The following is a 24,707-nucleotide window of genomic DNA, read 5'->3' as shown; positions in this document are numbered from 1 at the left end:
CAACATTAAAACTTGCAAATGGCAAGCTTACTTTTATTTGATAACGTTTCCAGCACCGCCTAACAGGGCTTGCACCTGACCTAGCGGCAGGTGAAGCGGGCGTTATGCGATCGAGTTTGTTACACAGAGACTAACTAAATAGATTGTTGGGAGGCTACAAATGAAGTATCACTCTAAAGACATCGCTGTGACTCACAAAAACATTTCTGTTAAAACAGCGGCACTTCTGTATAAATACGTATTTCCTCTTGCACCCAAGATTTATCAGGACTCTCTTCCCTCAGCTGAATATCTACACCATCTACTTCCTGAATTTGCGCCTAAAGAACTCAAGGGTACTAAAATTCCACCTGTTATTAGTGTATTCCAATGGTATATATACCAGATTATTCTGCTTATACGTGACATGGCTGCGAGTGGAGACGATTTTGAAAAGGCTAAACCAGCGTTTATTGAACTAGAAAAGTTGTCCAAAGCAGTTAGTCCAAATTTCTCAGCCTTAATGTTGCATGTCTGGCCCGATGTCGATGCTTACGAAAGAGCACTTAGACAATGGATATTACACATGGAGAATGGATTCAATTTAACTTGCTCTAACGTAGAGCAACTGACTCTAAAAATCGATAACGACAATACTCCAAATCTTGAAGGATCTGACCCATGTATTGTTCTTGCTAATCTCGATTTGATTGACGCAGAAAGCCTTGAGTGGAACCAAATTTTGAACATCCGAACTGATGAGGAATCTGCACTTAGACTTCGACGCTTGCGAACCTTTATGTTTGAAAATTTCGATGGAATGCCCAAATCGTATATTGAAGACAAGCTGGGAGTAATGGTGGAAGATTACAAAGCGGCAGTCGAAAAACATGGAGCGGGACTTGTTAAGACAGCAATTCAGGCGGTTGCGTCTGATAAATTTTTAACAGGTGCTACAGCAGGTGTTTTGGCCGCAGTAGCTGGAGCAACGGTTCCAATATCTAGTGCTATTGGCGCTGTTGCATCTCTCGCAGGTGTCTTGATTGAAGTGCGCAGCAGCCGGCAGAAGGCAAAAATCGATTTCGCACAATCCCCAGTTCGATTCATAATTGACATCGAAAATGCTGCAGGCCAAAATTAATTCGGTTTATGTTTTTATGAGAATATTTTCATTAAAAAATGCAAAACAAAAATGCAGACGGACCAACCTCCGTTCCGGTTGGCCGCTGATTTAGGCGTTAGGGCGGCTTATGTGCCAAATTAGGTAAGGGGGAGCTTGAAGGTGAAGGTGCTGCCGACGTTTTCTTCGCTTTCCACGCTGATTTCGCCGTCGTGGGCTTCGATGAGGCTTTTGACGATGGCCAGACCGAGGCCGGTGCCAATGGCTAGGTGACGGTGGCCTTTTACGTGGCTGTAGCGGTCGAAGAGGTGGGGCAGCTCGTCGGCGGGGATGCCGTAGCCATTGGCTTCTAACTGGAATATGGCATAACGGCCGTACCCAGTACACAAACAATTCACAAAAACAGTGCCCCAATTACGAGGCACTGTTTTCTTGTGTAACTATTCTGGTTTGATGTTCTGGTTCAGGCTGAAGAAGTTGGTAGGGTCATACTGCTTTTTGAGGGCTACCAGTCGTGCATATTGAGACCCATACGCATCCCGCATCATTGCATCCCCTTCTTCCTGAAACCCGGCAAAGTTGAGGTAGCGGCTACCATCTGAAAATGGTGCCATGGCATCAATGATGTCTTGCACCCAGGCAATGTTGGCTGCGTCGTCAGCCGCATCTTCCCAATTGCCCTCCACACCGAGCAAAAAGGCCGATTGACGGCCGTTAAACGCACCATCTTCTGCACCAAATTCTCTGATCGCCCCGCCGATGTGCCATACATCCACCGTGCTCAACGGAGAGACCTGTTGCTGAGCATGGCGCACAATCGTCTCAATGCCAGCCTCATCCAAATGAGACAAGTTGAGCGACTTCCAATAATAGCGCATCCCGTCGGGATAATCTTCGTCGAAGGCCTGCTGTGCTTCAATATAGGTTGTGGGGCCACTAAAATCTATGAGCGGTTCACCAAAATCGAGCAGCGGCTGCAACGCTTTTTTGCCATCTGCTACCGACCCAACATACAAGCCACCCATCAGCACAAACGGTTTGCCGTGAATCGCTTTAGGAAAGAGATGTTCTTCTGGTGGCACTTTGCCCAAAGCCAACAGGGTACTCACTTCGTTGGGGGCGAATGCCGTGTACTCACGGTAATATTCAAGACCATGCTTCATCTTGTCGCCACTGCCATCGTGCAGGGCAAAGACAAACATTACCTCTGGCCCAACGGGGTGCAATTGGAAGGTGAATGAGGTAACGATGCCAAAGTTACCACCGCCACCGCGCAACCCCCAAAGCAGCTCTCGATTTTCCGTCTCGCTGGCGTGAACAATACGGCCGTCTGCGGTTACAACTTCTGCGGCCAATAGATTGTCACAGCTTAGGCCATACATATTCCGCAGCCAACCATAGCCACCGCCCAACGTTAGGCCAGCAATGCCCGTGTCAGAAAATACGCCGCCGGGTGTCGCCAAGCCAAATGGCTGTGTAGCGGCATCCAGCTCACCCCAGGTAACGCCACCACCCGCACGAGCTGTGCGCTGATCCACATCAACCTCAATCTGCTTAAGGCCAGACAGATCAATGACGAGACCGTCGTCGCAGGTAGCATGCCCGGCAACGTTATGCCCACCACCGCGCACGGCTACAGGCAGTTTTTGCTCGCGGGCAAAGTTAACGGCCGTTACCACGTCATCCACCGACGCACAGTGGGCAATCATTAACGGATAGCGGTCAATCATACCGTTCCATACGGCGCGGGCTTCATCATACTCTGAATAACCTCGGCGAATTAAACGACCTTTTAGTGCATGTGCAAAACTGATTACGGCCGTTTCGCTTACTTTTTTACGTTCTTGTTCCAAATAAACTGTCATTAGATTTTTCTCCTTCACCAAACAACTTCAAGCTGGTTTTTGTGTTCGCGGTGATGCAGAACGCCAGCACGGCTGGGTGACAAACGCCCCATCTGGAACGCATCAATGTAGCGACCGGCGCGGAAGGCGTATTCAGGCATGGTGCCTTCAATTTGAAAGCCCATTTGCTTGTAAAGATGAATCGCGCGGTCATTGTCCGTCCATACAATTAGGCTCAAGCGCGTTAGCTGAAGCCATTGGTCGGCTAAGTCGAGCAGCGCCGCCATCAATTGACGACCAATGCCATGATTTTGCCAATCTTCATGCACCATAATCATGTTCACCTCACCGCAATGGCGGTGGCGCGGCACATTTGGATAAGTAATGAGTTCTGCATACCCGACGACTCTGTCATCTGCTACGGCGACAAGCCGAACGACACCATTCACGGGCGCAACACGCTGTTTTGTGTAGGCAAACGATTGATAGGGAAGGCGCATCGTGCCATTGATTACGGATTGCTTGCTACACATTTCATGAACGGCCGTTGCATCTTCTTCTTGTAAATGTCTAATTAAAATAGTCATGATATTTTCCTTGAGATTGCAAGTTGCAGGCCGTGAATGATTCCCAACCTGCAACTTGCTGCCTGTAATTTTTACCTGTTCGGCATAATCTTGACGCGCAGGTTCACGCCTTCAGAGGCATTCAAGCCAAGCAGCGTTTGTTCACTTTCGCCACGTGCATCGTTGTATTCGCCCGTGCCACCCGTGATGGCGCGGGAGATAGCTTCGCCAATGTCGGCCAATTCGTACCCAGTGGTTACCAGGGTTTCAGCCCCATTTTCGTTGCCAAACTGGAAGAATTGCGTTGAGAAAACCCACACACCTTCGGTTGCATGGCCTGCGTCATTGATCATGTATCCCTGGCAAATCCATTCGCCAATTACTTTTTCGGGAAACTCGGGAGAGCCATCTGGATTAACGCCGTTGCTGTCGGTCAAGGTACCTGCCGGGTAAATATAGCCCCGCGTGATGAAGCTGCTGCCGTCTGCCGGATAACCATCTTCGTACACAACATCCTGGTCAAAGATGAAGCGGTTCATATCTTCCGCAACATCAAATTCAAGCATTGCCGGTTGGCGTGCGAAGACCTCTTGCCCAAATGCCAGCAAAGCCACAGTGGCCATAACAGCGACCAACAGGCCAAGCACACCAAGTTTTACAGAGCGGTTTTTGTTTAAGTTCATGATTTACCATCCTTTTTTCCCTAGCTGGGAATTTTGGGTGTGTTTTGCTATTTTGTGCATCACACCTCGTTTTGATTAAGTTGATGGACACGTTACAAAACGGCCGTTCCCTTCCCATTCCTTAAACATTCCTTCGCCCTGTTAAATGTTTAGCAAGCTGAATTTCGCCCTTTTTCATTCCCCCTAAACTCATGTAAAATGCGCCATGCCGCTCGAACTATTTCTGTTTGGTGTACCGCGCATTGCCCACAAAAACGAGCCCATTCCTTTCCGACGCCGCAAAGGGCTAGCCCTGTTTGCGTACCTCGCCATGACCCAACGGCCGCAAAGCCGAGAAACCTTGCTTGGCCTGCTGTGGCCGGAATTTTCACCCGATAGTGCGCGTAATAATTTGCGGCGGGAGCTGTCGTTGCTTAAAAAGAAGTTGCAAACGCCCATCCTGCTGGCTGATGCAAACCAGGTGAGCATTGACCCTAACGCCGCGCTTTGGGTAGACGCGCTGGCATTCCAAACAGCGCTTGGTGCATCTGGGGAAACGGCCGTTTCCAAAATTTCCACCACCCAACAGGCTGAACAAATGACAACGGCCGTTAACCTTTACACGGGTGATTTTTTGGCTGGGTTTTCGCTACCCAACTGCCTGGCTTTTGAAGAGTGGCACAGTTGGCAAGCTGCCCAACTGCGTCAATTATTGGGCAATGGCTTAATCGCTCTGGTTCATTGGCAGGAGAAGCAAGCGGTGTTTGACTCGGCCATTCATTATGCACAGCGCTGGCTGGCGCTCGACACGCTGCACGAACCCGCTCACCGCAAATTGATGACGCTTTACGCGCAGGCAGGGCAGCAAGCGGCCGCTCTGCGCCAATACCAAACCTGTGTTTCGTTGCTAGACAAAGAGTTAGGCGTACAGCCAGAAGCAGCTACTGAGAAATTAGTCGAGGCCATCAGGGCTCAGGAAATAGGCTCGCAAGAAACGGCCGTACTGTCCTCATCACTCCCACGCCAAGCGGTCAAACCATTGCCCACACCGGCTACCCCGCTCATTGGTCGAGCAACAGAATTGGCAAAAATCAGGCAATTGTTAGAAGAGGAAGCTGGTTGCCGACTGTTAACTTTGGTTGGGCCCGGTGGAATCGGCAAAACGCGGCTTTCATTAGCGGCTGGTAGAGAAACAGATACCTTTGCAGATGGCGTGGCCTTCATCCCGTTGGCCGCTGTTGATAATCCCACGTTCCTGGCCGAATCTATGGCCACCCAACTGGACGTTCGTTTTTCAGGACAACTCCCAGCAAAGCAACAGATCATCAACCACCTACAGCAAAAACAGATGCTGCTGATTCTGGATAATTTTGAGCAGCTAATCAGCAACGAGGGTCATTGGTTAGGCGACTTGTTGCGAGAGGCACCACAAATAAAATTGCTCATCACCTCTCGTGAACGCCTCAATTTGCAAGAAGAATGGGTATTCCCACTGTCCGGTTTGTCTGTCTTGGCCGAGGATGGGGCTGAGGCTGTGGCGCTTTTCAAGCAACGGGCACAGCAAAGTTTGGCCTCGTTTGATCCTAGCGAAGCGGAGTTAAAGGAAATTGAGCGCATTTGCCAACTGGTGGAAGGTTGGCCGCTGGGGATAGAGTTGGCGGCCAGTTGGGTAAATATGCTCGCCTGTAGCGAAATCGTGGCTGAAATTGAGGCAAGTCTGGATTTTCTAACGACGCAATCCCGCAATGTGCCTGATCGGCATGGCAGTATTCGGGCAGTGCTGCGGCACGCTTGGCAGCGGCTTACCGCGCAAGAACAGCGCGTTTTGCAGCGATTGTCTGTGTTTCGGGGCGGTTTTCAGCGGGAGGCGGCGCAGCAGGTGGCAGCGGCTTCGCTGGCAACGCTGTTTAGTTTGGTTAATAAGTCGCTACTAGAAGTTGAACGAGAAAACGGCCGTTACCGACTGCACGAATTTTTGCGGCAATATGCGGCTGAAAAATTGGCAGCGGAAGCAGCCGAACAACGTCAAACCGTTCAAGCCCACACGCAATTTTATCTGCAACATTTGGCGAATTATGCGCGTCACTTGGTAGACACCACACAAGGCATCACCAATCAACAAGTACAGGACGAGATTGATAATATTCGGGTCGCATGGCAAACGGCCGTTGCCCATCAAGATTTTGCCGCCCTGCAAACGGCCATCATTTCCTTCGGGCACTTTTATTATGAGGTGCGCTGGTATCAAGAAGGCAGTGTGATTTTAGAGGAGACAGTTACGGCCGTTCGCGCCAGCAAACAGCCCAAGAAAAGCTTGCTCATGGGGCAACTGCTAATCATCTTAGGCATGTTAACCCTGCCGCAAGGCCACGTTGCCGCTGGCAAGCAGTATCTACACGACGGGTTAAAGCTTGCTTACCAATTTGAAGATGCTCAAGCCATCGCTCTTGGCGAAAAATGGCTTGGCTGGAGCTACTACCTCAGCGCCGAACAAGATGAAGCGGAACAACATCTGCAAAAATCGTTGGCGATTTATCAAGAGCAGGGGAAAGACAACTGGGCCGCTTCAACGCTTAATATCCTGGGGCTTATTGCCTTGGCCCAACAGCGGTTTACTCAAGCCAAGGCCTACCATTTAGAAGCGTTGCAGATGGGCAAAGCCCACAACGGAACGATTCTCAATAATTTGGCGCAGCTTTCTGTGGTCACGGGTGACTACCAAGCGGCCGAACGTTATGCGCTCGACGGCATACAGTTTGAGCTTCAAGCAAATAGAATCCACAGTTTACCTTACCTCTACGCCAATTTAGCCCGCGCCAAGTTTGCCTTGGGCCAGCTTGAAGAAGCCAAAGCATATTATGCCAAAGACCTTGCCCTCTCCCGTGCCTCGGCAGATCGGCGTGGCGAGGCGGGTACGCTCAACTTATTGTCCAGAATTGCCATTGCTGAAGGTGCATTTGAAGAAGCCCACCAGCTCATACAAAGTGCGCTGGCCCTCAATACGTCCATTGATTACAAATTTGGCCTAGCTTCAAGCTATACAAATTTGGGTCATCTGTTTTTGGCTGAAGGTGATCTTGAATCTGCACAAACGAATCTGGAGAGGGGGCTGGCACAGTGGCAAGCACAGCAAAGCGTGCGCGGCCAAGCGCGAGCCTTGGCCTTGCTAGCCAGGATTGCCCTTAAAGAGTCAGCGCCAGACCGTGCGGCGACCCACCTCAAAGCCGCAGAATTATTGGTTGATGAAAGCAAACTGGGGGCAACTTGGCTGTGGTTGGCGGCGCATTGGGTACTTTACTGGCGTTTCTTGGGCGAACAGGCAAAAGTAGATAGGCTCACCCAAACCATTCTGGCCAACCCGGCAACCCATTACGAGGCAAGGCAACTGCTCTTACCTTCTTGAGTATGTTTTGTGTGCTGGTTTTGGACAGCCGTTGCTAGCCAGCGTATCTCTACGCCAAAAAAATCCCACTATCTATGCCGCCCCAAGGGGATTTTAGAGGTTTCATTGTAAAATCCTGTTGTCTCTTTTATACTTTTCGGGTGTTATCATACAGCGGTGCTGCACAAACCTAAGAAATCAAGCTTATGCCGCAAGATGTGCAGCTATTTGTTGAAAATTACAGGTTTATACTGCAAAACGCGCCGTATAACAATAAATTCGCAGGTTTATCATGCACGTGTGCAGACTAATATATGTTGGGACGGCTTAATACATTTTTAGGTGTGGCTAAATCAACAATCGCCGTCCCAACACCGCATAAAGCCGACAAAACTGCACACAGATTTTGCGGCTTATGCAACTGAACGGGCAGACGACCAATAGGAGAAAAATATGAACCGCATCGCGCTAGGTATATTGTTGGGATTACTTTTCGGTGTTATAGATGTGCTGCTCATGATCCCTATTTCATTTCCTACAGCTAACGATAAGCGAATTGCCATGACAGGAGCATTTTTTGATCGATTTGCCATAGGTGTTCTGATTGGAGCAAGCATTTTCCCCTTCGCACCATGGTTGCAGGGAATAATTGTGAGCGTTTTAGTCAGCCTACCAAGTGCAATTATTGCCCGAAATTATGTCCCGATTTTGTCAATTAGTGTCATTGGCGGCGCAATTTTAGGCTATCTAATTGGTTTGTGGGGAGTGTAATTCCCGATTGGTGCATGGTTTAGGAAATAGTGAAAAACATAATGGCAATACAAATCTCAATCAACGATCACTTTGAGGGAAAAGATGAAAGAGTCAGAGTAATTTACGAGCGATTACTTGGCTCTGTACGAGAGTTTGGTCATGTTCATGAAGCACCTAAAAAAGGGTCGATCCACTTAGATCACAAATCAGGATTTGCCGGAGTCTATCTTCGTAAGAATTACATTCTCCTGCATTTTCGGACAGATTATCCAATTGATAGTTCACGGATACAGAAACAGCAACAGCTTTCAGCAAGGCGATTCAAGCATACGGTTAGGCTGGATAGCGGCAAACAAATTGACCAAGAACTACTTAGCTGGTTAAAAGATGCCTATTTGCTGGCAGGTTGAACGGTTTCTAGTTCCAGGTTCTCCATGTCGCCGCCCAACATGGCTTGCAGCCGACGCGAAGCGCGGCTGAAGCGGGCGTTAGGGCGGCTTATGTGCAGTATCAAGTGAGGGGGAGTTTGAAGGTGAAGGTGCTGCCGACGTTTTCCTCGCTTTGTACGCTAATCTCGCCGTCGTGGGCTTCGATGAGGCTTTTGACGATGGCTAGGCCGAGGCCGGTGCCGATGGCCAGGTGGCGGTGGCCTTTGACGCGGCTGTAGCGGTCAAAGATGTGGGGCAGCTCGTCGGCGGGGATGCCGTAGCCGTTGTCTTCTACTTCGAATATGGCAAAACGGCCGTTCACCATCGTCCGCACCGAAACCAAACCATCCTCCGGCGTGTACTTTAGCGCATTAGAAATTAGGTTCAGGATAACGCGCCGGATTTTGCTCATATCGGCCGTGATCATGATGGGGGATGGAACTTGATCGTAATTGAGCGTAATCTTTTTCTCTAGAGCTTGGGTTTCTAGCGATTCGGCCGTATTTTTCACCAGCAGCGCCACATCAAAGTTAGATGATTCCAGCAAGATCGGCACGCCAGATTGCAGTTTTTCTAATTCCAGAATATTGTTCACAATTTCCAACAGCGTATCCTGGCTGTTCAAAATAACCTTGGCAATCTTGGTTTGCTGCTCACGGGTTAGCTCCCGGTCGCGCATGATGCTGCCGTAGCCGCGAATGCTGGTAAGTGGCGTCCGCATATCGTGGGTAAGCACGGCCAGGAAGGAATCTTTTTCCTTGTGCAATGCCTCCAGCTCATGGTTGGCATTTGCCAATGCCTGGGTACGCAGCGTCACCATTTCTTCCAGCTCCACCATCTGCTTTTTAGCATTGTTCACCGTTACGCGGAAGGAGTAAGCTGAGAGGATGATGGGCAGTACAAAGATAGCCAGCCCCAGCAGCCCAAATTGTGCCACAGCCAGCATAATTAACCCGCCGCCCACGCTCATTACCAGCACGTTCATGGGAATGGCCCAGCGGTTTTCTCTGAAAACTTCTTTGGGGCTTACGCCATTAGCCAGGTAGATGATGATGGACAGTAGCCAAAAGTTGACCTGATCGCCAACGATAGCTCCCGCAAACCAGGGAATCGCGTCGGCAATAAAGCTACCCGTGCCTAGCATATCGCGCACCCAAACAAAAACGAGCCCTCCCAACAAAATTGAGACGCCGTGAATGCCGCCATTTACCCCAAGCCGCTCAATCTCGTGGTTCCAATCGCGGTCTTTGGGGCGCAAGCTCAGCAGCCAAAGGCCCACTTCGGCAATAGCGGCTGCCATACCTGCGGCCACAGGGCCATATAATCCCACGACGGCAAAGCTAATGGCCCCACTAACAGACACGCTAACGTTACCGCCAACCAAGTAAGTCATGGTGCTTTGGGTAGCAATGGCAAAAAATAGCAAGAGCAGCAAAATGGAGGGGTTTTCATATTGGGGGAAGCGTAACAAGCCCAATATGATAATGACAAGACCAGCAAAAGAAAGCAAACCAGAGTAGATTTGCCGCCGATTCAGGAGCCGCTCCTTCCGGCCAGGTGTTTTCTTTTTGTCTCTTTCATCAATTGCAGCGCTCATTTGCCCAATACTGTATATGATTTTTACATCGGTTAATATAGGAGATCATGGGGAACGAACGGCCGTTCTCATGAACAAAGAGTGAAATTAGTACCCCAGGCAACGCAAGTCGCCTTCCCGATGCTTTTTCCCTGACCCAATGGACAGGTGTCACAATTATTGGTACAACTATAATCAATTCAACCGACTATTTTTTTGACCAACTTGGAAGGAGCAAATACGATGAAAAATTTGAAAGCAATGATTAACGATTGGTTCCCGGCGGAAGACGCAAATGCCCACTGCGACGGCCCCTGTGGGGTGTATGATCCAGCAGATGCCCGCATTAAAGCAGAAGCGGTTCTTTCTATGACCAAGAAAATTCTGGCTCTCTCCCCGCCAAGCGATGGCGATTCTGCTGCCTGGGCCGCTTACCTAAACACGATGTCTCGCTACATTGCCATTAAGGAAGAACAAGCGCACAAAGCGAAAGAAGAACTGCTAGTGTTGTGGACCGACTACTTCAAGCCTGTCCATTTGGAAAAATACCCTGACCTACACACAACCTTTTGGAATGCTGCCAAACTTTGCTCTGCTTGCAAGGTTGAAGTGAATCTGGAACATGCCGAAGAGCTAATGGCGACCGTGGAAAAAATCCACGACATCTTCTGGGCCACCAAAGGGCGCGACGTCACTTATTACACCGCCAGCTAATCATTTTCAACAAACGACAACAAACGCCGATCCGCATGGGTCGGCGTTTTTGCTATCCATGCCAACTCCCTTGCCTACCGCTTCTGTGTTTGCCTTCTTGAAGCTGCTGCTGCCGCGCTGGCAGCGCCGCCGGGTGAACGGCCGTTCCATGCACCCCACCCTCCCCGATGACAGCACCGTTTTAGTAGATACGGCCGTCAGCCCCCACACTCAACTCCAAATTGGCGACATCGTCCTGGCGCAGCACCCGTACCAGCCCAGCAACCAAATGATTAAGCGCATTACGGCCGTTACCGAAGACGGCCGTTACTTCTTACAAGGCGATAATTCCGACAGTTTAGCCAGCACAGACAGCCGCAGCTTTGGTCCTGTGCAGACGCAGCATATTTTAGGCAAAGTAACCCACCGTTTTTAGGAGAATTTTGTCAGGGAAACGGCCGTTTTTACCAACCACAAAAATAATTGACAAAGCAGTTTAGTGTGGCTAGAATGAACCCATTGACCCAACCGTCAATAACACAATCTGAAATTATCTCCACCCCAGCCCAAAGTGATTCAAATTCAGTTTGAGCAAACACAAATCGTAATCGGTTTAACCAAACGGAGATAGTTTCCTAAACCAAGGCCGGTTACCAAACAATTAACTTTCTGACCAAGTAAGGAGAGGATTTATGACCCATATTGTGACCCGTTTATGTCTGCGCGACACCGCTTGCGTAGATGTATGCCCGGTAGAATGTATGGTTCTGGGGAAGCCCGAAGAGGAATGGCCCTGGCTCTACATTGACCCTGATACCTGCATTGATTGCGGTGCCTGCGTACCGGAATGTCCCTACGAAGCCATCTTCCCAGAAGAAGAAGTACCGTTCGATTATGAAGCACCCGCCGGTGTGTGGATCGCCAACACCAAAGAGCTTCTGCCTGACGGTGCCGCCTTTGAAGGCGAAGTTGATGGGCATGACGTTAAATTGCTCAATGCCCAGCAGCTTTCCGGTGGTGAAATTTTGGATCTCACCGAAGACATTCCGCCGAACTACGACTTCTTCTCCGAAGGCCCAGGCTACGACGCCCTGGATTAATTAAAGTTTTTTTGAGACCTGTTGCCCAAGCAACGGGTCTTTCTCTTAAAAAGCCGAATTAGACCTCTAATGCTTATTTGCAAACGTGGCTAATTCGGTTTTTTGTCTTTATCTCAGTACTAGCAAAGAGGAAATAATGAGCGATTATCGTGTGGAAAAGGATTCATTAGGGGAAATACACGTACCTACGAATGCGTACTGGGGCGCGCAAACCCAGCGCGCTATTCACAATTTTCCTATCACTGGCCTAAAGCCATACCCTGCATTCGTCTGGTCAATGACCACTATCAAGCGTGCTGCTGCCGAAGTAAATTCTGATCTGGGTCTCTTTCAGGACAAAGAGGTAGATGGCAAGGTTGTCTCTGGTGATGCGATGGCCCAAGCAATTATGATGGCGGCAGATGAGGTGATTGACGGCCGTTTTGCCGAGCAGTTCGTTGTAGACCCCATACAAGCCGGGGCTGGTACCAGCCACAATATGAACATCAACGAAGTAATCTCCAACCGAGCCAATGAGCACCTGGGGTATGGGCTGGATGTAACCGCCAAGCCTGTTCATCCCAACGACCATGTCAACATGGCCCAATCTACCAACGACACCATCCCCACCGCCATCCGGCTGGGCTGCCTGTGGCGGCTGGATGAGCTGCTGGCCACCCTGAAAAACCTGGCCGATGCCCTGAATGGCAAGGCGGCTGAATTTGATGACGTGGTAAAAAGCGGCCGTACCCATCTTCAAGACGCCGTACCAGTGCGACTGGGGCAAGAGTTTGGCGCCTACGCCCGCTCCGTAGAACGCAATCGTGAAAAGATTGCTCAGGCTGCCGAGGGGCTGCGCCGTTTGGGTATTGGCGGCACCGCTACCGGCACCGGCCTTAACGCCCACACCGAATACCATCGGCGCATGGTAGCCACGCTGGGCCGCCTCACCGGGCTAGAGCTACATGAATCGGACAATTTGTTTGAATCAATGCAAAGCTTGGCCGATGCAGTCCACTTTAGTGGTGCATTACGCACCCTGGCGCAAGATCTCACGCGCATTGCCAACGATTTCCGCTTGCTCTCCTCTGGCCCCAGCACGGGGTTAGACGAGATTCGCCTACCTGCGGTGCAGCCTGGCTCCTCTATTATGCCCGGCAAGGTGAATCCGGTGCTGGCCGAGATGCTGAATATGGCGATGTTCCAGGTGATGGGCAACGATCTCACAGTAATGTTGTGCGGCCAGGCAGGGCAGCTTGAGCTAAACGTGATGATGCCAGTGATGGCCTACAATCTATTCCAAAGCATGGATGTGATCATCAATTCGGTGAATGCGTTTACAGAAAAATGCGTCGTTGGCGTGAAGTCTAACGAGGAGAAGGCAACCGGCTGGTTGGCCAAGAATGCAATTCTCGTTACCGCGCTCAACCCGGTGATTGGCTACCTGAAGGGTGCAGAAGTAGCCAAGGAAGCCATGGCCACCAACCGTACCGTGCGCGAAGTGGTCATCGAGAAAGGCTACTTAGAAGCGGAAGAGGTGGATCGGCTCCTCAACGTCCGCTCGCTCACCGACGGCGGTATTCAGAAGTAACGGCCGTTTCCCAATACCAATGCAAGGGTCGCCATGAGCGACCCTTTTGTTTCTTACGAAATATGCTTATCATTGAACGGTCGTTTCTCAACCAAATCCTGAACCATTTGCAAGATTGCTATCCGCAGGAAGGGTGTGGCTTGGTGGCTGGAGATGCTGTGGGGCGGGTAACGGCCGTTTATCCCATCAAAAACAGCCTGCACAGCCCCATCGCCTACCAAATGAACCCCCAGCAACAACTCCAGGCCATGCTGAACTTGGAAGCCGAAGGTTGGCAGTTGCTGGCTATCTATCATTCCCATCCGCAGGGGCCAGAAACGCCCTCCAACACCGACATTCAGCAAGCCTACTACCCCGAAGCCCTCACTATGATTATCTCTTTGGCAAACAGAAAAACACCTATCGTCCGCATTTTTCAAATAGAAGGGCAAAGGGTTACAGAAGAGAAGATGAAGGTCGTGTAACGATCTGTGAAACTCTGTGTTTAATAGGTTGTCATTGGCTGACGCTACTGTTGGCTGCACAAATCGGAGAGGAACCTAACAGATGATTTCAGTTTTTTACTTTTTAGTGGCAGCGTTGATTGGTTACTTATGTGGCGCAATTCCCTTTGGCTACCTGTACGTGCGTTTGGTGAAGGGTGTAGATATTCGCACGGTGGGAAGCGGCCGTACCGGAGGCACCAACTCTTTACGCGCTGCTGGTTTAGGCGTAGGCTTGGCCACTTCCTTTAGCGACGTGGGTAAAGGCGCACTAGGCATTATTCTTAGCCGCTGGCTGCTAGCTAACCAACTCAGCGCCGATTTACTACCCTGGGCATTGGCTCTGGCTGGTGTCATGTCGGTTATTGGGCATAACTGGTCTGTGTTTATGGGCTGGCGCGGTGGCGCTGGTACTGGCCCCAATGTGGGCTGGGGCACCGCCCTCTGGTGGCCCATGCTCCCCATTGCCATTGTGGTCATGTCCGGAATGTTGCTGGGCATCGGTATGGCTTCCGTCGCCTCGCTTACAATGGGGGCGCTCATCGCCATTGCCTTTTTTGTTTTGTATGTGGCTGGCATCCCTCCATTTGATGCGTCGCTGGCTTACATCGTAGGCGGGCTGGTGGCTTTCGTCATTGTGGCTTGGGCGCTGCGCCCCAACATCAAACGTCTGCTCGAAGGAAATGAGCGTGTTGTTGGCCCTCGCGCCCGCCGCCTAAAGCGCAAGCAAGAAGCACAAAATTGAGCATGGCAAACGCGGCCCGTGAAACTTTGCAGGACATTCAAAATCGGCAAAAGAATGTGGGATTAGCGGCCGTTCTCACCTTAAATGGCGAAACCGTACTCTTTGAATGTATCGGCTTTGCTGACCTAGAGCACCGGGTGCCAGTTACACCAAAAACTCAGTTCGGGATCGCAAGCGTAACAAAAGCATTTACGGGAATTGCCTTGCTCAAGCTGTTTGAAGATGGTCGAATTGACCTGGACGCACCCATCCAGCAATATCTCCCTGATTTTCCAGAAAGTGCCAACTCAAGGATTACCCCTCGCTTATTAACTGCCCATTTGGCTGGCGTCCGTCATTGGGAAAGGGAAAGAACGCCTGAACTATACAGTACTCATTTCGCCAATATTTTGAACGTTCTGACGCTGTTCAAGGACAACCCATTAAAAGCACCTCCTGGAAGTAAATATCACTATTCTAGCCCTGGATACAATTTGCTGGCGGCAGTTATTCAGGAGGCTGTTCAGGTGCGCTTTCAGGATTATGTTGTTCGGGAAATTCTTACACCTCTTTCGCTAAAAGATAGTGGCTTCGATGATGTAAGGCGCGTACTGGCAAATCGCTCACGGCGCTACAGTTATTATGACCCTGTTACATACGTAGAAGACAAAGACAACCTTTACCGCGTACCAGAGTGGGATTACAGTCATAATTTGGCTGGGGGCAACATGTACGCAACGGCCGTTGACCTAGCCAATTTCGGAAATGCGCTTACACAACCAGGATTGCTATCACAACAGGCTTTGGATATTCTTTACGCTCCTTTGTATCCACAAAAATCTCCCTGGAGTTTTGGCTGGTTTGTACAAGTGCCCAAACAGAGCAAACAGCGGTGCATTTATATAACTGGTGCAAACCCTGGTGTGCAGGCAGCCATCTATGTTTATCCCGATGACAAGTTTGTTGGTGTTATTCTCGCCAATACTTGGGGTGTAGGCTCGGCCTCAGGCGAGATGGTTACGGTGTTGCCTCAGCGTTTGGCCGAGATTTATTTGAACGCATAAGGCGGTGCACTCCTATATGTAAAAACTAGCTCCCTCCCTTTGTTAGCAGTTCGTAATGCATCAAGCCCATCACGTCAATTTGCACATTGTTTACATTATTGATGGCAATGGCAAAGCGTGGCTGCTGCAATAAATCCACTGTAGGAAAATCCTGCGCCCATAGCTGTTGAATATCGCCAAAGGTTGCTAGCCGTTCGGTCTGAGCTACTGCTTCATCTGCAGCCTGGAGGAAGGCGGTCATAGAGGGGCTTTCGTAGTTGGGGCAGAAGGTGCTGCTGGTGACAAAAATATCTGTCCATGCGCCAGGGTCGGGGTAATCTACCGGCCGCCCCGGGCTGGGCCAGCCCAGCAAGTAGGCTGGCAGGTTGCATTGGGTTATCTGACCAATAAATTGGTCGAAGGGAGCGCTGGAAAGGGTGACTTGGAAGACGCCCGTTTCTTCTAATTGGGTTTGCAGGGCGGTGGCGTAAGCGGCTTCAACGTTGCTGTAACGGCCGTCGTTCACGTACCACAGTTCAATTTCTAAAGGCACATCTGCACTATACCCTTCTTGCAGCAAGAGGGAGCGGGCTAGCTCCAGATTGCGCTGCGGCAACACGGGCAAATGACCAGGAAACCCATCTGGGATGGGACTAAAAAGTGGCTGGCGGCCACCGCCAAAAACCTGTTCGGCTAAAGCGTTTCGATCCACCGAGAGAGCAAACGCTTGACGCACGAGGGTGCTATCCCACGGCTCTAGCTCCTGATTGAACAGCACATAACTTTTGAAGGCTGCCGGGCCTATCCAGGCGCGGAAGTCTGGCTGGCCATCCCCATTGGAATCGCTGTTTTGCAAAGCGGCAAAGTCGTTGAAGGGCAGGCCGGTCCAGGCAATGTCTATGGATTGGAACTCTTCGAGGGAGCGGCGGAGAACGGCCGTATCGTCCTGAAAGCGGAGCAAAATGTTTTCAAAAGCAGGTGTGGGACGCCCAGGCCATTCCGGGTTAGCACGCAGACGCATCTGCTCACCCTGTGACCAGCTAACAATTGTGTATGGGCCAAGCCCGCCGCAGCTACTTAGGTCGTCCTGCGTTTCGCTAAAGCATTCATTGCTGATGGGAAAGTAAGGCGGCGTTGCCAATAAGCTGAGGAAGCTGGCATCCGGCTCTTGCAGCACAAATTTTACAGTGAAGTCGTCTATTACCTGCACCGAATCTTCATCGGCAAAGCCATCTCCATTACTATCTTTTAGATAGCTATTGACCCAGAAGTTGCCCAGGCTACGGGCACGATCCACTGACCATTTCACATCGGCGGCGGTAAATTCGCTACCATCTGGGAAGTTAAGGCCAGGCAGCAATGTAATGGTGTATTCTAGTTTGTCGTCAGAAATGGTGGGGAAATCGGTAGCCAGCATCGGTTCTAGCGTGTTGTTGGCAGTAAGGGTGTACAGGCCACTCATGGTGTTTATTTTAATTTCCCAGCTTGTCAAGTTAGACGCTCTGGCGGCGGGATCAAGGTCGCTGGGGTTCCCCACAATGCCGATAACGATTTCGTTGGGCGAGGCAACCACGCGGGGTTCACCGGGAATGAGCGTGTCGGTGGGAAGCAGCCAAGAAACGGTCAGTCGGTCAATGTTGCCTTCGGTTTGTACGGCCGTAATCGCCGCATTTAATCGTTCTAAAAGAGCAACATTGGTAGCAGAGACGGCAATGCCAAACATTTTCTGGCTAATCCAGGCATCACGCTCGTTGCCCCCAACCACTTTAATCTGGTCGCTGTAAATTTGGCTAAAATGGTTAGCGACGTAATGGTCGGTGATAACGGCCGTTAAAGACTCATCTATTAGCGCTTGCAACACATCTACGCTGTTGCTGTACCCATTCCGCAAATCGGCCTCATTAACCCCCACAACCGTGCGCGCCACCTGCTCCGCCTCGCTATTTTGCACCACGCCCACCGACATGCCGGACTGTAAATCCTGGTAGCTGCTAAAGCGATTCTCGTCGGCCAGTACCACCAGCACCTGGCCCACTTCTAGGTAAGGTTGGGTGTATGCAATGCCGGGCAGCGGCTCCTCTGGGATGACCAACCGAGACATGGCAGCGTCGAAGTCACGGCCAGGGTTCGCTGCCAAATTTTCTAGCACTCCCTCGGTGGGCGTCACAACAAATTCGTAGTCCAGTCCAGCTTCTGCCGCGATGTTTTCCATGAGGCGGCTTACGAAGCCATCCAAATCGCCAAATGGATCAAACTCGGTGAAGGGGGGCAGTGGGGCATCTGTAGCTATGACGATGAAATCGTTGTTACTGAGGGGCGGTGGGGCTTCTTCTGTGGCCGTAGCGGTTGGTGTGGGTGGTTGGGGGGTAACGGCCGTTTCTTCGCCACTGCGCGCACAGGCAACCAACAGCAGCAAATTGACCAGTAAAAGCAGGTTTCGTTTCATAACGGGGGAGTATAACAACTGACAGTTGCCTGACAAGCAGAGCCGGAATTAGCTGAGTAAGGGGTTGCAAAACGGCCGTACCGCCCAGGCATTTCATGCGGAATTTCTTTGCCTAATTGGAACTGTACGGCCGTCTTACTCTTATAGCTTACAAAACAAGCTGACCTATTTACTATAGGGGTCTACATGAATCTTCCAATCACCATCCTCTTCAATTAGATCTACGGTATCTGAATCCTGATTACCATTGCCATAAGTAAATTCCACTTCGACTTCGGCTGTTTCCCCAGTTACCTCTTCAGAGATAATATCAATCTTATCCAGGCCGCCATCGGCTTCAATATCAGCTGTTCCTTGCGATAGCAAAGCACGCCATTTATCTTCACCTAAAGATTGGACAGCACCGCTTGAAAGATAACCAATGGCTTCTGTTATCTCTCCTGCTTCTATAGCCTGGAAAAAACGCTCAACAACCTTGCCTGGGCCAGAGCTACAACCAGTTAGCATGAACATGCCAAACAAAACAAGTAATAGTAAGGTGTATTTTTTCATTTTTCCTCCAAATTATTGGGAATGGATACAACAGTTTGTAAATAAGGACTTTGGCTTAGACGGGAAGGCAACAGGTACGTACCATCAAATTGAAACGGGAGTTCAAGTTCATCAAACTGGCCGTCAACCAAATCAATGCCCGCCTGTTGGTAAGCCAGCCAAACAAGTTCTGTACAGTAAAGGGAATCGGGCGAGGAGAAATCAAAAGCATTATCAAAAGGAACAGTGTCAATCCAGGGAATTGTCTGAGCAACGGCCGTTTCTGCAAGATGTTGATAATCTGATTTTAAGCGATAAATGGCAACGGCCGTGGATTCAGACAAAAAGTCAGCGAGTGCCTGCTGTCGCACCCAACCGGCTCCATGCAATGCTTCAGGCATAGCATGTATCACAAAAGTTTCCCCATTTAACACCTGAATTAAACCAACATGCGAAAATTGACTCTGCTCATCTACTAATTCGACAATGCGTCTTCCTGCACCAATACCTCGGCGAAAAATCAAATCACCACTTTTGAGCGAGCCTGACTGGTCAAGCAATATCGAAAAATCCAGCCCTTTTTCAATTGTTGGCGCAACCACAATGGGATGAAAAGCAAACAAACAAAAAACGCCTAAAAAGGCAAAGCGAGAAACAAAACCAACGATAAACCTAAAAGGAGACATTATTTGGTAATGGTAAAACTAATGATTTAGGCAAGGATACTGAGTCTATTGATTTTTTGCTTGGACTCTTTTCCTAGAAAAGCAACAAACTATGGGTACTGGAAACTGCCAACATTGTAAAAAATGCGAATTTAATTGTCAATTCAATGATGGGATGGGTTGAGGGTTAGAGGGTTTGTATTGCCAGACAGATTAGAAGAGTCTTTCAATTGTTTATGTAAATCGCTAAAAGGAGTTGGTTGTACACTGAGCCATAAAACTATTTACAATTCACCATTTACTATTAAATCGGCCGTCATGTACAAGCCGTCCATCTCAAAACTGTGGTATTTGGCATAATATTCTCGCGTGCCGATAGCGCTGATGACTGCAATCTTGGCATATCCTGCCTCCCACGCCATCTCCTTCGCCTTGTGGATTAGCTCCGAGCCCAACCCCATGTGCTGCGCCTCGCCGCTGCTATCTTCGCCCAAGTTAAGCGCCGGACCATACACATGCACCTCCCGAATCATAGCATGATCTTCTAGCTCCGGCAGTGGATGGGGGATGTTTTTATGTGGCAGCGAGAGCCGCAAAAAACCTGCCAGCTTGTCATCGGCCGTTTCGAAGCTGAGAAAGTGCTCCGTGGTGGCGTCCGTTTCATAGGCTTCGATGCGAAGCTGCACATCACGGCGCTGCACTTTGTGGCGACGCACTTCGCGGCAGCGGATGCAGTTGCAGCGCAGCCCGCGTTCTGCCATGCGGTTCAGGGCAATCTGGCGCAGATTGGCCTTTTTGTTGCCCGCCACCACGTTGGTGGTTGGGAAGTCGCGGATGACGCGATTGAGACGCACGGTGCGCGGCACTTGCACTTTGCAGGCGATGAGCAGTTCAGTGAGCGTCTCTTCGTCGTAAGGCAGGTATTCACCCCGCTGCCAATAGTCGTACAGTTCGGCATTTTCCACCAACATGCAGGGATACAGCTTGAGTTCGTCGGGGCGGATTGCTTTGTCTGACCAGATGCGGCTGAAATCTTCTACATCGCTTTCCGGTGTGGCCCCCAGTAAATTGGCCATCCAGTGGCCGTGAATCTTGAAGCCCGCCAATCGCAGCAGGCGGAAGGCGTCGCGGGTGCTTTGCACGTCGTGGCCGCGATTGTTGAGCGCAAGTACGCGCTCGTCTAAACTTTGGATGCCCACCTGCACCTTGGTCACGCCCAGGTAGCGCAGCCAACGCAGTTCGTCCACATCCACATGATCCTGGCGCGTTTCTACCACCAGCCCCACGTTGCGCCGCTGGCCAGCAGCGTTTTTTTGCTGTGCTTCAACTAGCGTTTCTGAATCTTCTTCGTTCATGGCATCCAGGCAGCGTTTGACAAACCATTCCTGGTAGTCGCGGCGGTAGCTGGACCAGGTACCACCCAAAATGAGCAGCTCTATTTTTTCGGCGGGGTGCCCAATTTGCTCAAGGGCACGGATGCGTGCGGCCGTTTGCGCGTAGGGGTCAAAGCCGTGGCGTTCGGCACGTTGTGCTCCCGGTTCATCGTGCAGGTAGCTTTTGGGCATACGCACGTCGGTGGGGCAGAAGATACATTTGCCGGGGCAAGGGTATGGCTTGGTAAGTACGGTTACAACGGTCACACCTGCCTGGCTGCGGATTGGTTTCATTTGCAGATGGGTGCGTACTTCAGGGTTAAATTCTGCCCAGCCTGCTTCGCATAGCTCTTCATAAAGGCGGATAACATTGCTTTTGGAGAGCCACGGTAAGCCTTGGCGAGCGTAGGTGCGCATGGTGCGCTGATACTTTTTGGAGGTTAACGGCCGTTTCCGTAATAACGCCTCTACCAATTCCAAAAACATCGGCTCCTGGCCTTCACCTAGCAGCACCGGCGCATTGCGGGATTGCCATTCAGCCACCTGCACCTGCACTTCATTTGGCGGCACTAAAATGTCCGGGGATCCTTTCCTGCTCATAAATAATTTACAAACTCATCAACAGACATGTCTGCCTGCCGAATTATCGCTCGCAAAGTGCCGCGATCGAGTTGTTTGTGATCTGGGACTACCAGTTGGGCAAATGGTTCATCGCGTCGCAAAATAATATGACTCCCTTTTTGTCGCTTAATGTAGAAGCCAGCTTTCTGCAATACCTTAACACACTCTTGGCCTGAAATTTGGGGTAATTTACTCATGTGGATAATTTACTCATTTTCGTCCCACCATGATAGCCCGATATGGAGACTGTCATTTGGGGAGTTTTTCTTTGATCCCCTAGCAAACAATCTATCTCGCTCTCTACGAAAGTGTTTAACATCCACCAAACCTTGCGGAAATGCTTGGTGCCATAATTTAACCGCAGCTTGTTCTGTACGGTTTCCGCCACCACGCCTTGTTAGGTAATATATTGCCCATGTCCTAATTCTAACTAAATGAGTAATCCTTTTTGTATTGCCAAATTTTTCTGCTATCCACACCTTCCCTCCGTCAGGTAAATCTTCCCAATATCCTAAAGGCAGCTTGAAAGGGCGTAATGAACGTGTAACTCCTCCAATTTTACTTTCTATCAATTGTGTCATAGGCCAACGAAACACCGGTGTGATTTGCCCCCAAAACACCCAGTCAAACACTCTGCTATGAAAAACTTCTTTTTGGTTTTCTGAATAATCTTTAGCTTCACTGTCTAGCGGTATAAGCCCATATGCTCGGCCTAACCTAAATATTTCATCGTGAATTTTGCTTATTTGATTGGCCTCACCCCATATTTTTGACCAGACTTGCCGTTGAGTCTCTTTATCATCCCTCATTTCCCAGACTTGAGTAGCCCAATCCTTGTTAAACGGAGCATAACCGTCTCTGTTTTTTACAACATTTTGGATTGTCAATCCACTTGAAGAATCCCACCCTACCGAGACTCCTAAATTATCTTCAATATGAAGCGACCAGCGCAAGTGCAAATTGTCATCCATTGTCAGGGGTTCAAACCTATCTTGATTTGCGACAAGCAACCAAATTAATCTTCGTGTACCCCCTACCCAACGATACCAAACTGGATCGAACCGAAATAAAAATTGACTGTCAATTGTTGCTTCATCAAGTTCGACCGTTGCATTTAACAATTGATCAGCGAGCGATAGAATGACTTGTGTTCTATTTAAAGTTAAAGGCACATCGTCCATCATACTGCGATAACAAATGTCTCAAACAACTCATCTGGAACATCCAGACCATCTTCCTCAAGGGTTTCAATGTACAGTTGAATTGCCTCACGAATGTTTTGGACTACTTCTTCCCTTGTTTCCCCCTGGCTAATGCAGCCCGGTAAGCTGGGACATTCAGCTACCCAGAAGCCATCTTCACCTCGAAAAATAATTGCCTGTCTCATAGCAATCTCCTACTCATCACTCTTGTGTTTTGATTCAGTTTTGGTCAATTATCCACAACTTACCCACAAGTTGTTCACTCATGAGCAAGACTTTAATCTTGCCCAACATTAAGTGAGTTCAGCCATCAATTCTACCATAATGCGCAAGCTTTCAGCGTCGAAGACGGTGAGGTTCATGGTGGTGACGGGGGAGTCGAGCCAGAGCGACAGACGCTCTTTGATACGCTCGCGGGGGCCAACCAGCGCCACATCGTCGATGAGCGCGCCCGGAACCTTCATCATCGCCATCCCTTTGTCGCCCGCCAGGTACAAATCTTGAATTTCGGCGGCTTCCGCTTCGTAGCCGTACCGTCCGGCTAAATCGGTGTAAAAGTTTTTGCCTTTGGCACCCATGCCGCCAATGTACAAAGCCAGTATGGGGCGCAGCATGTTGTAGGCCACCTCCACATCGTCCTGAATCACGACGGAGACGGTGGGGGCGATGTCAAAATTGTTAATGCTCTTATTGCCACCCGCTTTAGCAAAGCCCGCTTCGATGTGGGGCTTGTAAATTTCGTCGTATTTGCTGGGGGAGAAGAAGATGGGTAGCCAGCCATCGGCGATTTCGGCGGTGAGCTGCACATTTTGGGGGCCGATGGCGGCCAGGTAGATGGGAATGTCTGGCTGGGCTTCCAGGGTGCTTTTGAGCGGCTTGCCCAGACCTGTGGCGTCCTCGCCTGTGTAGGGAATTTGGTACAGCTTACCGTCATGAGTGACGGGGGCTTCGCGCCTGAAGATGTCCCGCACGATTTTGACATATTCACGGGTGCGGGTAAGCGGCCGTTTGTAACTCACCCCATGCCAGCCCTCCACAACCTGCGGGCCTGAGAGACCTAAACCCATGAGGAAACGGCCGTTACTGAGTTGATTCATTGTCATGGCCGTCATGGCAGCGTTGGCTGGGGTGCGCCCCGGCATCTGCATGATGGCCGTGCCCAGCTTAATGTTTTGCGTTTGCGCCCCCAGCCAGGCCAGCGGCGACACGGCATCCGAGCCATACGCTTCAGCCGTCCAAACCGAGTATACGCCCAGTCGATCCGCCTCTTTTACCAGCTCTACGGGCAGCTCAATTCGCCGTCCGGCATACCCCAACATAATTCCTAAACGCATGACACCCTCCAGAATGGTTAATGGTAAATTTTTAATGGTTAATGGTTTAGCATTAGCCAATGGGCGAATTGTAAGTCAGGGACGAAAAAAGCCAAAACAGAATCTAGATTGTGGTAAACAGCAAGATTAGATGAGCCGCACCCAAAACGGCCGTTCCAACAATAAAAAAGCTAGAAACAAAACCCTGAAATTCATAGCGGGAATCGCTGCGAAACCACCAGTGCAAGCCCAGATGGATGAAGGCAAAGCTATCTGCCGCAACAAAAAACCAGCGGGCAGGGTTGGCCACAAACCACAAGAAAATCGCAAAGAGGGGAATGTGCAGCATGGCAAACATAGCATAGCCAGTTTCATCATCCAGGCGGTTGATAAAGGCGAATAGCCGCCATTCGTGGTGGCGAATGGCATCCAGTTCATGACACAGGAAGAAGGCTAACATCAGCAAAAAAAGATTGTCTGGATTGGTAAACATCGGTTCCTCCAAAAGTGAATGTTGTATCAGTTTACCCAATGGAGCCTGCCATTTGTATGAAAAGCGATGCCAATTTGTGCCAAAACGGCCGGTCCCCCATCTACTTGCCCATAATCTTGAAACCTCCAGCAAAATCACATA

Annotated in this window: 25 protein-coding genes; 11 read left to right on the top strand and 14 right to left on the bottom strand. The window is 50.1% G+C overall.

Going from position 1 to position 24,707, the window contains the following annotated elements:
• Window positions 1–160 precede the first annotated feature (160 nt).
• A complete protein-coding gene (locus ACOQPM_RS10205) occupies window positions 161–1,120 on the top strand; it encodes a hypothetical protein (protein ID WP_420629154.1) in 960 nt (319 codons plus the stop codon).
• A gap of 119 nt (window positions 1,121–1,239) precedes the next feature.
• Here ACOQPM_RS10205 and ACOQPM_RS10200 read toward each other — a convergent pair whose 3' ends face one another.
• From ACOQPM_RS10200 to ACOQPM_RS10185, 4 genes are all read right to left on the bottom strand, one after another.
• On the bottom strand, window positions 1,240–1,524 hold the full coding sequence (locus tag ACOQPM_RS10200) for an ATP-binding protein (protein WP_420629153.1): 285 nt from the start codon (window positions 1,522–1,524) through the stop codon (window positions 1,240–1,242).
• A 15-nt stretch (window positions 1,525–1,539) separates the two neighbouring features.
• A complete protein-coding gene (locus ACOQPM_RS10195; protein ID WP_420629152.1) occupies window positions 1,540–2,964 on the bottom strand; it encodes an FAD-binding oxidoreductase in 1,425 nt (474 codons plus the stop codon).
• A 14-nt stretch (window positions 2,965–2,978) separates the two neighbouring features.
• Entirely contained in the window at window positions 2,979–3,530 is a 552-nt protein-coding gene (locus tag ACOQPM_RS10190; protein WP_420629151.1) for a GNAT family N-acetyltransferase, read from the bottom strand.
• 71 nt (window positions 3,531–3,601) lie between these two features.
• Complete coding sequence (locus tag ACOQPM_RS10185) at window positions 3,602–4,192, bottom strand: hypothetical protein (RefSeq protein WP_420629150.1); 591 nt, start codon at window positions 4,190–4,192, stop codon at window positions 3,602–3,604.
• Between the two features lie 205 nt (window positions 4,193–4,397).
• Between ACOQPM_RS10185 and ACOQPM_RS10180 the strand changes: the two genes are divergently transcribed.
• From ACOQPM_RS10180 to ACOQPM_RS10170, 3 genes are all read left to right on the top strand, one after another.
• The gene (locus ACOQPM_RS10180; RefSeq protein WP_420629149.1) at window positions 4,398–7,574 is read left to right on the top strand and encodes an AfsR/SARP family transcriptional regulator; all 3,177 of its coding nucleotides are present in this window, start codon (window positions 4,398–4,400) and stop codon (window positions 7,572–7,574) included.
• A 432-nt stretch (window positions 7,575–8,006) separates the two neighbouring features.
• A complete protein-coding gene (locus ACOQPM_RS10175) occupies window positions 8,007–8,324 on the top strand; it encodes a hypothetical protein (protein ID WP_420629148.1) in 318 nt (105 codons plus the stop codon).
• Window positions 8,325–8,365: 41 nt separating this feature from the next.
• Complete coding sequence (locus ACOQPM_RS10170; protein ID WP_420629147.1) at window positions 8,366–8,716, top strand: DUF5655 domain-containing protein; 351 nt, start codon at window positions 8,366–8,368, stop codon at window positions 8,714–8,716.
• Between the two features lie 100 nt (window positions 8,717–8,816).
• Here the strand turns inward: ACOQPM_RS10170 and ACOQPM_RS10165 are convergent, their stop codons facing one another.
• Window positions 8,817–10,331 carry a sensor histidine kinase gene (locus ACOQPM_RS10165; protein WP_420629146.1) on the bottom strand — a complete coding sequence of 505 codons (1,515 nt, stop codon included), beginning with the start codon at window positions 10,329–10,331 and terminating at the stop codon, window positions 8,817–8,819.
• Between the two features lie 222 nt (window positions 10,332–10,553).
• Between ACOQPM_RS10165 and sodN the strand changes: the two genes are divergently transcribed.
• The 7 genes from sodN (at window position 10,554) to ACOQPM_RS10130 (ending at window position 15,943) form a co-directional block, all read left to right on the top strand.
• On the top strand, window positions 10,554–11,024 hold the full coding sequence (gene sodN, locus ACOQPM_RS10160) for a superoxide dismutase, Ni (protein ID WP_420629145.1): 471 nt from the start codon (window positions 10,554–10,556) through the stop codon (window positions 11,022–11,024).
• A gap of 58 nt (window positions 11,025–11,082) precedes the next feature.
• Window positions 11,083–11,439: a nickel-type superoxide dismutase maturation protease gene (gene sodX, locus ACOQPM_RS10155; RefSeq protein ID WP_420629144.1), complete on the top strand. Its 357-nt coding sequence runs from the start codon at window positions 11,083–11,085 to the stop codon at window positions 11,437–11,439.
• A 256-nt stretch (window positions 11,440–11,695) separates the two neighbouring features.
• Window positions 11,696–12,103 (top strand): 4Fe-4S dicluster domain-containing protein, encoded by a 408-nt coding sequence (locus ACOQPM_RS10150; RefSeq protein ID WP_420629143.1) that lies wholly within the window; start codon window positions 11,696–11,698, stop codon window positions 12,101–12,103.
• 136 nt (window positions 12,104–12,239) lie between these two features.
• Window positions 12,240–13,673: an aspartate ammonia-lyase gene (locus tag ACOQPM_RS10145; RefSeq protein ID WP_420629142.1), complete on the top strand. Its 1,434-nt coding sequence runs from the start codon at window positions 12,240–12,242 to the stop codon at window positions 13,671–13,673.
• A 62-nt stretch (window positions 13,674–13,735) separates the two neighbouring features.
• Entirely contained in the window at window positions 13,736–14,137 is a 402-nt protein-coding gene (locus ACOQPM_RS10140) for a M67 family metallopeptidase (RefSeq protein ID WP_420629141.1), read from the top strand.
• 82 nt (window positions 14,138–14,219) lie between these two features.
• Complete coding sequence (locus ACOQPM_RS10135) at window positions 14,220–14,900, top strand: glycerol-3-phosphate acyltransferase (RefSeq protein WP_420629140.1); 681 nt, start codon at window positions 14,220–14,222, stop codon at window positions 14,898–14,900.
• A 2-nt stretch (window positions 14,901–14,902) separates the two neighbouring features.
• Window positions 14,903–15,943: a serine hydrolase domain-containing protein gene (locus tag ACOQPM_RS10130; RefSeq protein ID WP_420630527.1), complete on the top strand. Its 1,041-nt coding sequence runs from the start codon at window positions 14,903–14,905 to the stop codon at window positions 15,941–15,943.
• Between the two features lie 25 nt (window positions 15,944–15,968).
• On the opposite strand, the gene ACOQPM_RS10125 is transcribed toward ACOQPM_RS10130, so the two are convergent.
• From ACOQPM_RS10125 to ACOQPM_RS10085, 9 genes are all read right to left on the bottom strand, one after another.
• Window positions 15,969–18,368 (bottom strand): ABC transporter substrate-binding protein, encoded by a 2,400-nt coding sequence (locus tag ACOQPM_RS10125; protein WP_420629139.1) that lies wholly within the window; start codon window positions 18,366–18,368, stop codon window positions 15,969–15,971.
• A 165-nt stretch (window positions 18,369–18,533) separates the two neighbouring features.
• Window positions 18,534–18,920 carry a DUF4878 domain-containing protein gene (locus ACOQPM_RS10120; RefSeq protein ID WP_420629138.1) on the bottom strand — a complete coding sequence of 129 codons (387 nt, stop codon included), beginning with the start codon at window positions 18,918–18,920 and terminating at the stop codon, window positions 18,534–18,536.
• Window positions 18,917–19,522: a YiiX/YebB-like N1pC/P60 family cysteine hydrolase gene (locus ACOQPM_RS10115; protein ID WP_420629137.1), complete on the bottom strand. Its 606-nt coding sequence runs from the start codon at window positions 19,520–19,522 to the stop codon at window positions 18,917–18,919. Before ACOQPM_RS10115 ends, ACOQPM_RS10120 begins: the two co-directional genes overlap by 4 nt.
• Window positions 19,523–19,848: 326 nt before the next feature.
• Window positions 19,849–21,537 (bottom strand): elongator complex protein 3, encoded by a 1,689-nt coding sequence (locus ACOQPM_RS10110; protein WP_420629136.1) that lies wholly within the window; start codon window positions 21,535–21,537, stop codon window positions 19,849–19,851.
• On the bottom strand, window positions 21,534–21,755 hold the full coding sequence (locus ACOQPM_RS10105) for a type II toxin-antitoxin system HicA family toxin (protein ID WP_420629135.1): 222 nt from the start codon (window positions 21,753–21,755) through the stop codon (window positions 21,534–21,536). The genes ACOQPM_RS10110 and ACOQPM_RS10105 overlap by 4 nt, the downstream gene beginning before the upstream one ends.
• A gap of 9 nt (window positions 21,756–21,764) precedes the next feature.
• The gene (locus ACOQPM_RS10100) at window positions 21,765–22,742 is read right to left on the bottom strand and encodes a hypothetical protein (RefSeq protein WP_420629134.1); all 978 of its coding nucleotides are present in this window, start codon (window positions 22,740–22,742) and stop codon (window positions 21,765–21,767) included.
• Window positions 22,739–22,945: a type II toxin-antitoxin system HicB family antitoxin gene (locus ACOQPM_RS10095; protein ID WP_420629133.1), complete on the bottom strand. Its 207-nt coding sequence runs from the start codon at window positions 22,943–22,945 to the stop codon at window positions 22,739–22,741. The genes ACOQPM_RS10100 and ACOQPM_RS10095 overlap by 4 nt, the downstream gene beginning before the upstream one ends.
• Before the next feature lie 108 nt (window positions 22,946–23,053).
• Window positions 23,054–24,094, bottom strand: a complete 1,041-nt coding sequence (locus tag ACOQPM_RS10090) for an LLM class F420-dependent oxidoreductase (protein ID WP_420629132.1) — start codon at window positions 24,092–24,094, stop codon at window positions 23,054–23,056.
• 103 nt (window positions 24,095–24,197) lie between these two features.
• Entirely contained in the window at window positions 24,198–24,566 is a 369-nt protein-coding gene (locus ACOQPM_RS10085) for a DUF6713 family protein (RefSeq protein WP_420629131.1), read from the bottom strand.
• Between the last annotated feature and the right edge of the window lie 141 nt (window positions 24,567–24,707).

This window comes from Candidatus Leptofilum sp., assembly GCF_965223525.1.
Classification (GTDB): domain Bacteria; phylum Chloroflexota; class Anaerolineae; order Promineifilales; family Promineifilaceae; genus Leptofilum.
Note: the sequence above shows the minus strand (reverse complement) of the source record. Positions and strands in the feature narration are given on the sequence as shown.

What these genes read in the sequence shown, in the direction of transcription:
- ACOQPM_RS10205 (WP_420629154.1), top strand. Translation starts at nt 161, where the DNA reads ATGAAGTATCACTCTAAAGACATCGCTGTGACTCACAAAAACATTTCT.
- ACOQPM_RS10195 (WP_420629152.1), bottom strand. Translation starts at nt 2,964, where the DNA reads ATGACAGTTTATTTGGAACAAGAACGTAAAAAAGTAAGCGAAACGGCC.
- ACOQPM_RS10190 (WP_420629151.1), bottom strand. Translation starts at nt 3,530, where the DNA reads ATGACTATTTTAATTAGACATTTACAAGAAGAAGATGCAACGGCCGTT.
- ACOQPM_RS10185 (WP_420629150.1), bottom strand. Translation starts at nt 4,192, where the DNA reads ATGAACTTAAACAAAAACCGCTCTGTAAAACTTGGTGTGCTTGGCCTG.
- ACOQPM_RS10180 (WP_420629149.1), top strand. Translation starts at nt 4,398, where the DNA reads ATGCCGCTCGAACTATTTCTGTTTGGTGTACCGCGCATTGCCCACAAA.
- ACOQPM_RS10175 (WP_420629148.1), top strand. Translation starts at nt 8,007, where the DNA reads ATGAACCGCATCGCGCTAGGTATATTGTTGGGATTACTTTTCGGTGTT.
- ACOQPM_RS10170 (WP_420629147.1), top strand. Translation starts at nt 8,366, where the DNA reads ATGGCAATACAAATCTCAATCAACGATCACTTTGAGGGAAAAGATGAA.
- ACOQPM_RS10165 (WP_420629146.1), bottom strand. Translation starts at nt 10,331, where the DNA reads ATGAGCGCTGCAATTGATGAAAGAGACAAAAAGAAAACACCTGGCCGG.
- sodN (WP_420629145.1), top strand. Translation starts at nt 10,554, where the DNA reads ATGAAAAATTTGAAAGCAATGATTAACGATTGGTTCCCGGCGGAAGAC.
- sodX (WP_420629144.1), top strand. Translation starts at nt 11,083, where the DNA reads ATGCCAACTCCCTTGCCTACCGCTTCTGTGTTTGCCTTCTTGAAGCTG.
- ACOQPM_RS10150 (WP_420629143.1), top strand. Translation starts at nt 11,696, where the DNA reads ATGACCCATATTGTGACCCGTTTATGTCTGCGCGACACCGCTTGCGTA.
- ACOQPM_RS10145 (WP_420629142.1), top strand. Translation starts at nt 12,240, where the DNA reads ATGAGCGATTATCGTGTGGAAAAGGATTCATTAGGGGAAATACACGTA.
- ACOQPM_RS10140 (WP_420629141.1), top strand. Translation starts at nt 13,736, where the DNA reads ATGCTTATCATTGAACGGTCGTTTCTCAACCAAATCCTGAACCATTTG.
- ACOQPM_RS10135 (WP_420629140.1), top strand. Translation starts at nt 14,220, where the DNA reads ATGATTTCAGTTTTTTACTTTTTAGTGGCAGCGTTGATTGGTTACTTA.
- ACOQPM_RS10130 (WP_420630527.1), top strand. Translation starts at nt 14,903, where the DNA reads ATGGCAAACGCGGCCCGTGAAACTTTGCAGGACATTCAAAATCGGCAA.
- ACOQPM_RS10125 (WP_420629139.1), bottom strand. Translation starts at nt 18,368, where the DNA reads ATGAAACGAAACCTGCTTTTACTGGTCAATTTGCTGCTGTTGGTTGCC.
- ACOQPM_RS10120 (WP_420629138.1), bottom strand. Translation starts at nt 18,920, where the DNA reads ATGAAAAAATACACCTTACTATTACTTGTTTTGTTTGGCATGTTCATG.
- ACOQPM_RS10110 (WP_420629136.1), bottom strand. Translation starts at nt 21,537, where the DNA reads ATGAGCAGGAAAGGATCCCCGGACATTTTAGTGCCGCCAAATGAAGTG.
- ACOQPM_RS10105 (WP_420629135.1), bottom strand. Translation starts at nt 21,755, where the DNA reads ATGAGTAAATTACCCCAAATTTCAGGCCAAGAGTGTGTTAAGGTATTG.
- ACOQPM_RS10100 (WP_420629134.1), bottom strand. Translation starts at nt 22,742, where the DNA reads ATGATGGACGATGTGCCTTTAACTTTAAATAGAACACAAGTCATTCTA.
- ACOQPM_RS10095 (WP_420629133.1), bottom strand. Translation starts at nt 22,945, where the DNA reads ATGAGACAGGCAATTATTTTTCGAGGTGAAGATGGCTTCTGGGTAGCT.
- ACOQPM_RS10090 (WP_420629132.1), bottom strand. Translation starts at nt 24,094, where the DNA reads ATGCGTTTAGGAATTATGTTGGGGTATGCCGGACGGCGAATTGAGCTG.
- ACOQPM_RS10085 (WP_420629131.1), bottom strand. Translation starts at nt 24,566, where the DNA reads ATGTTTACCAATCCAGACAATCTTTTTTTGCTGATGTTAGCCTTCTTC.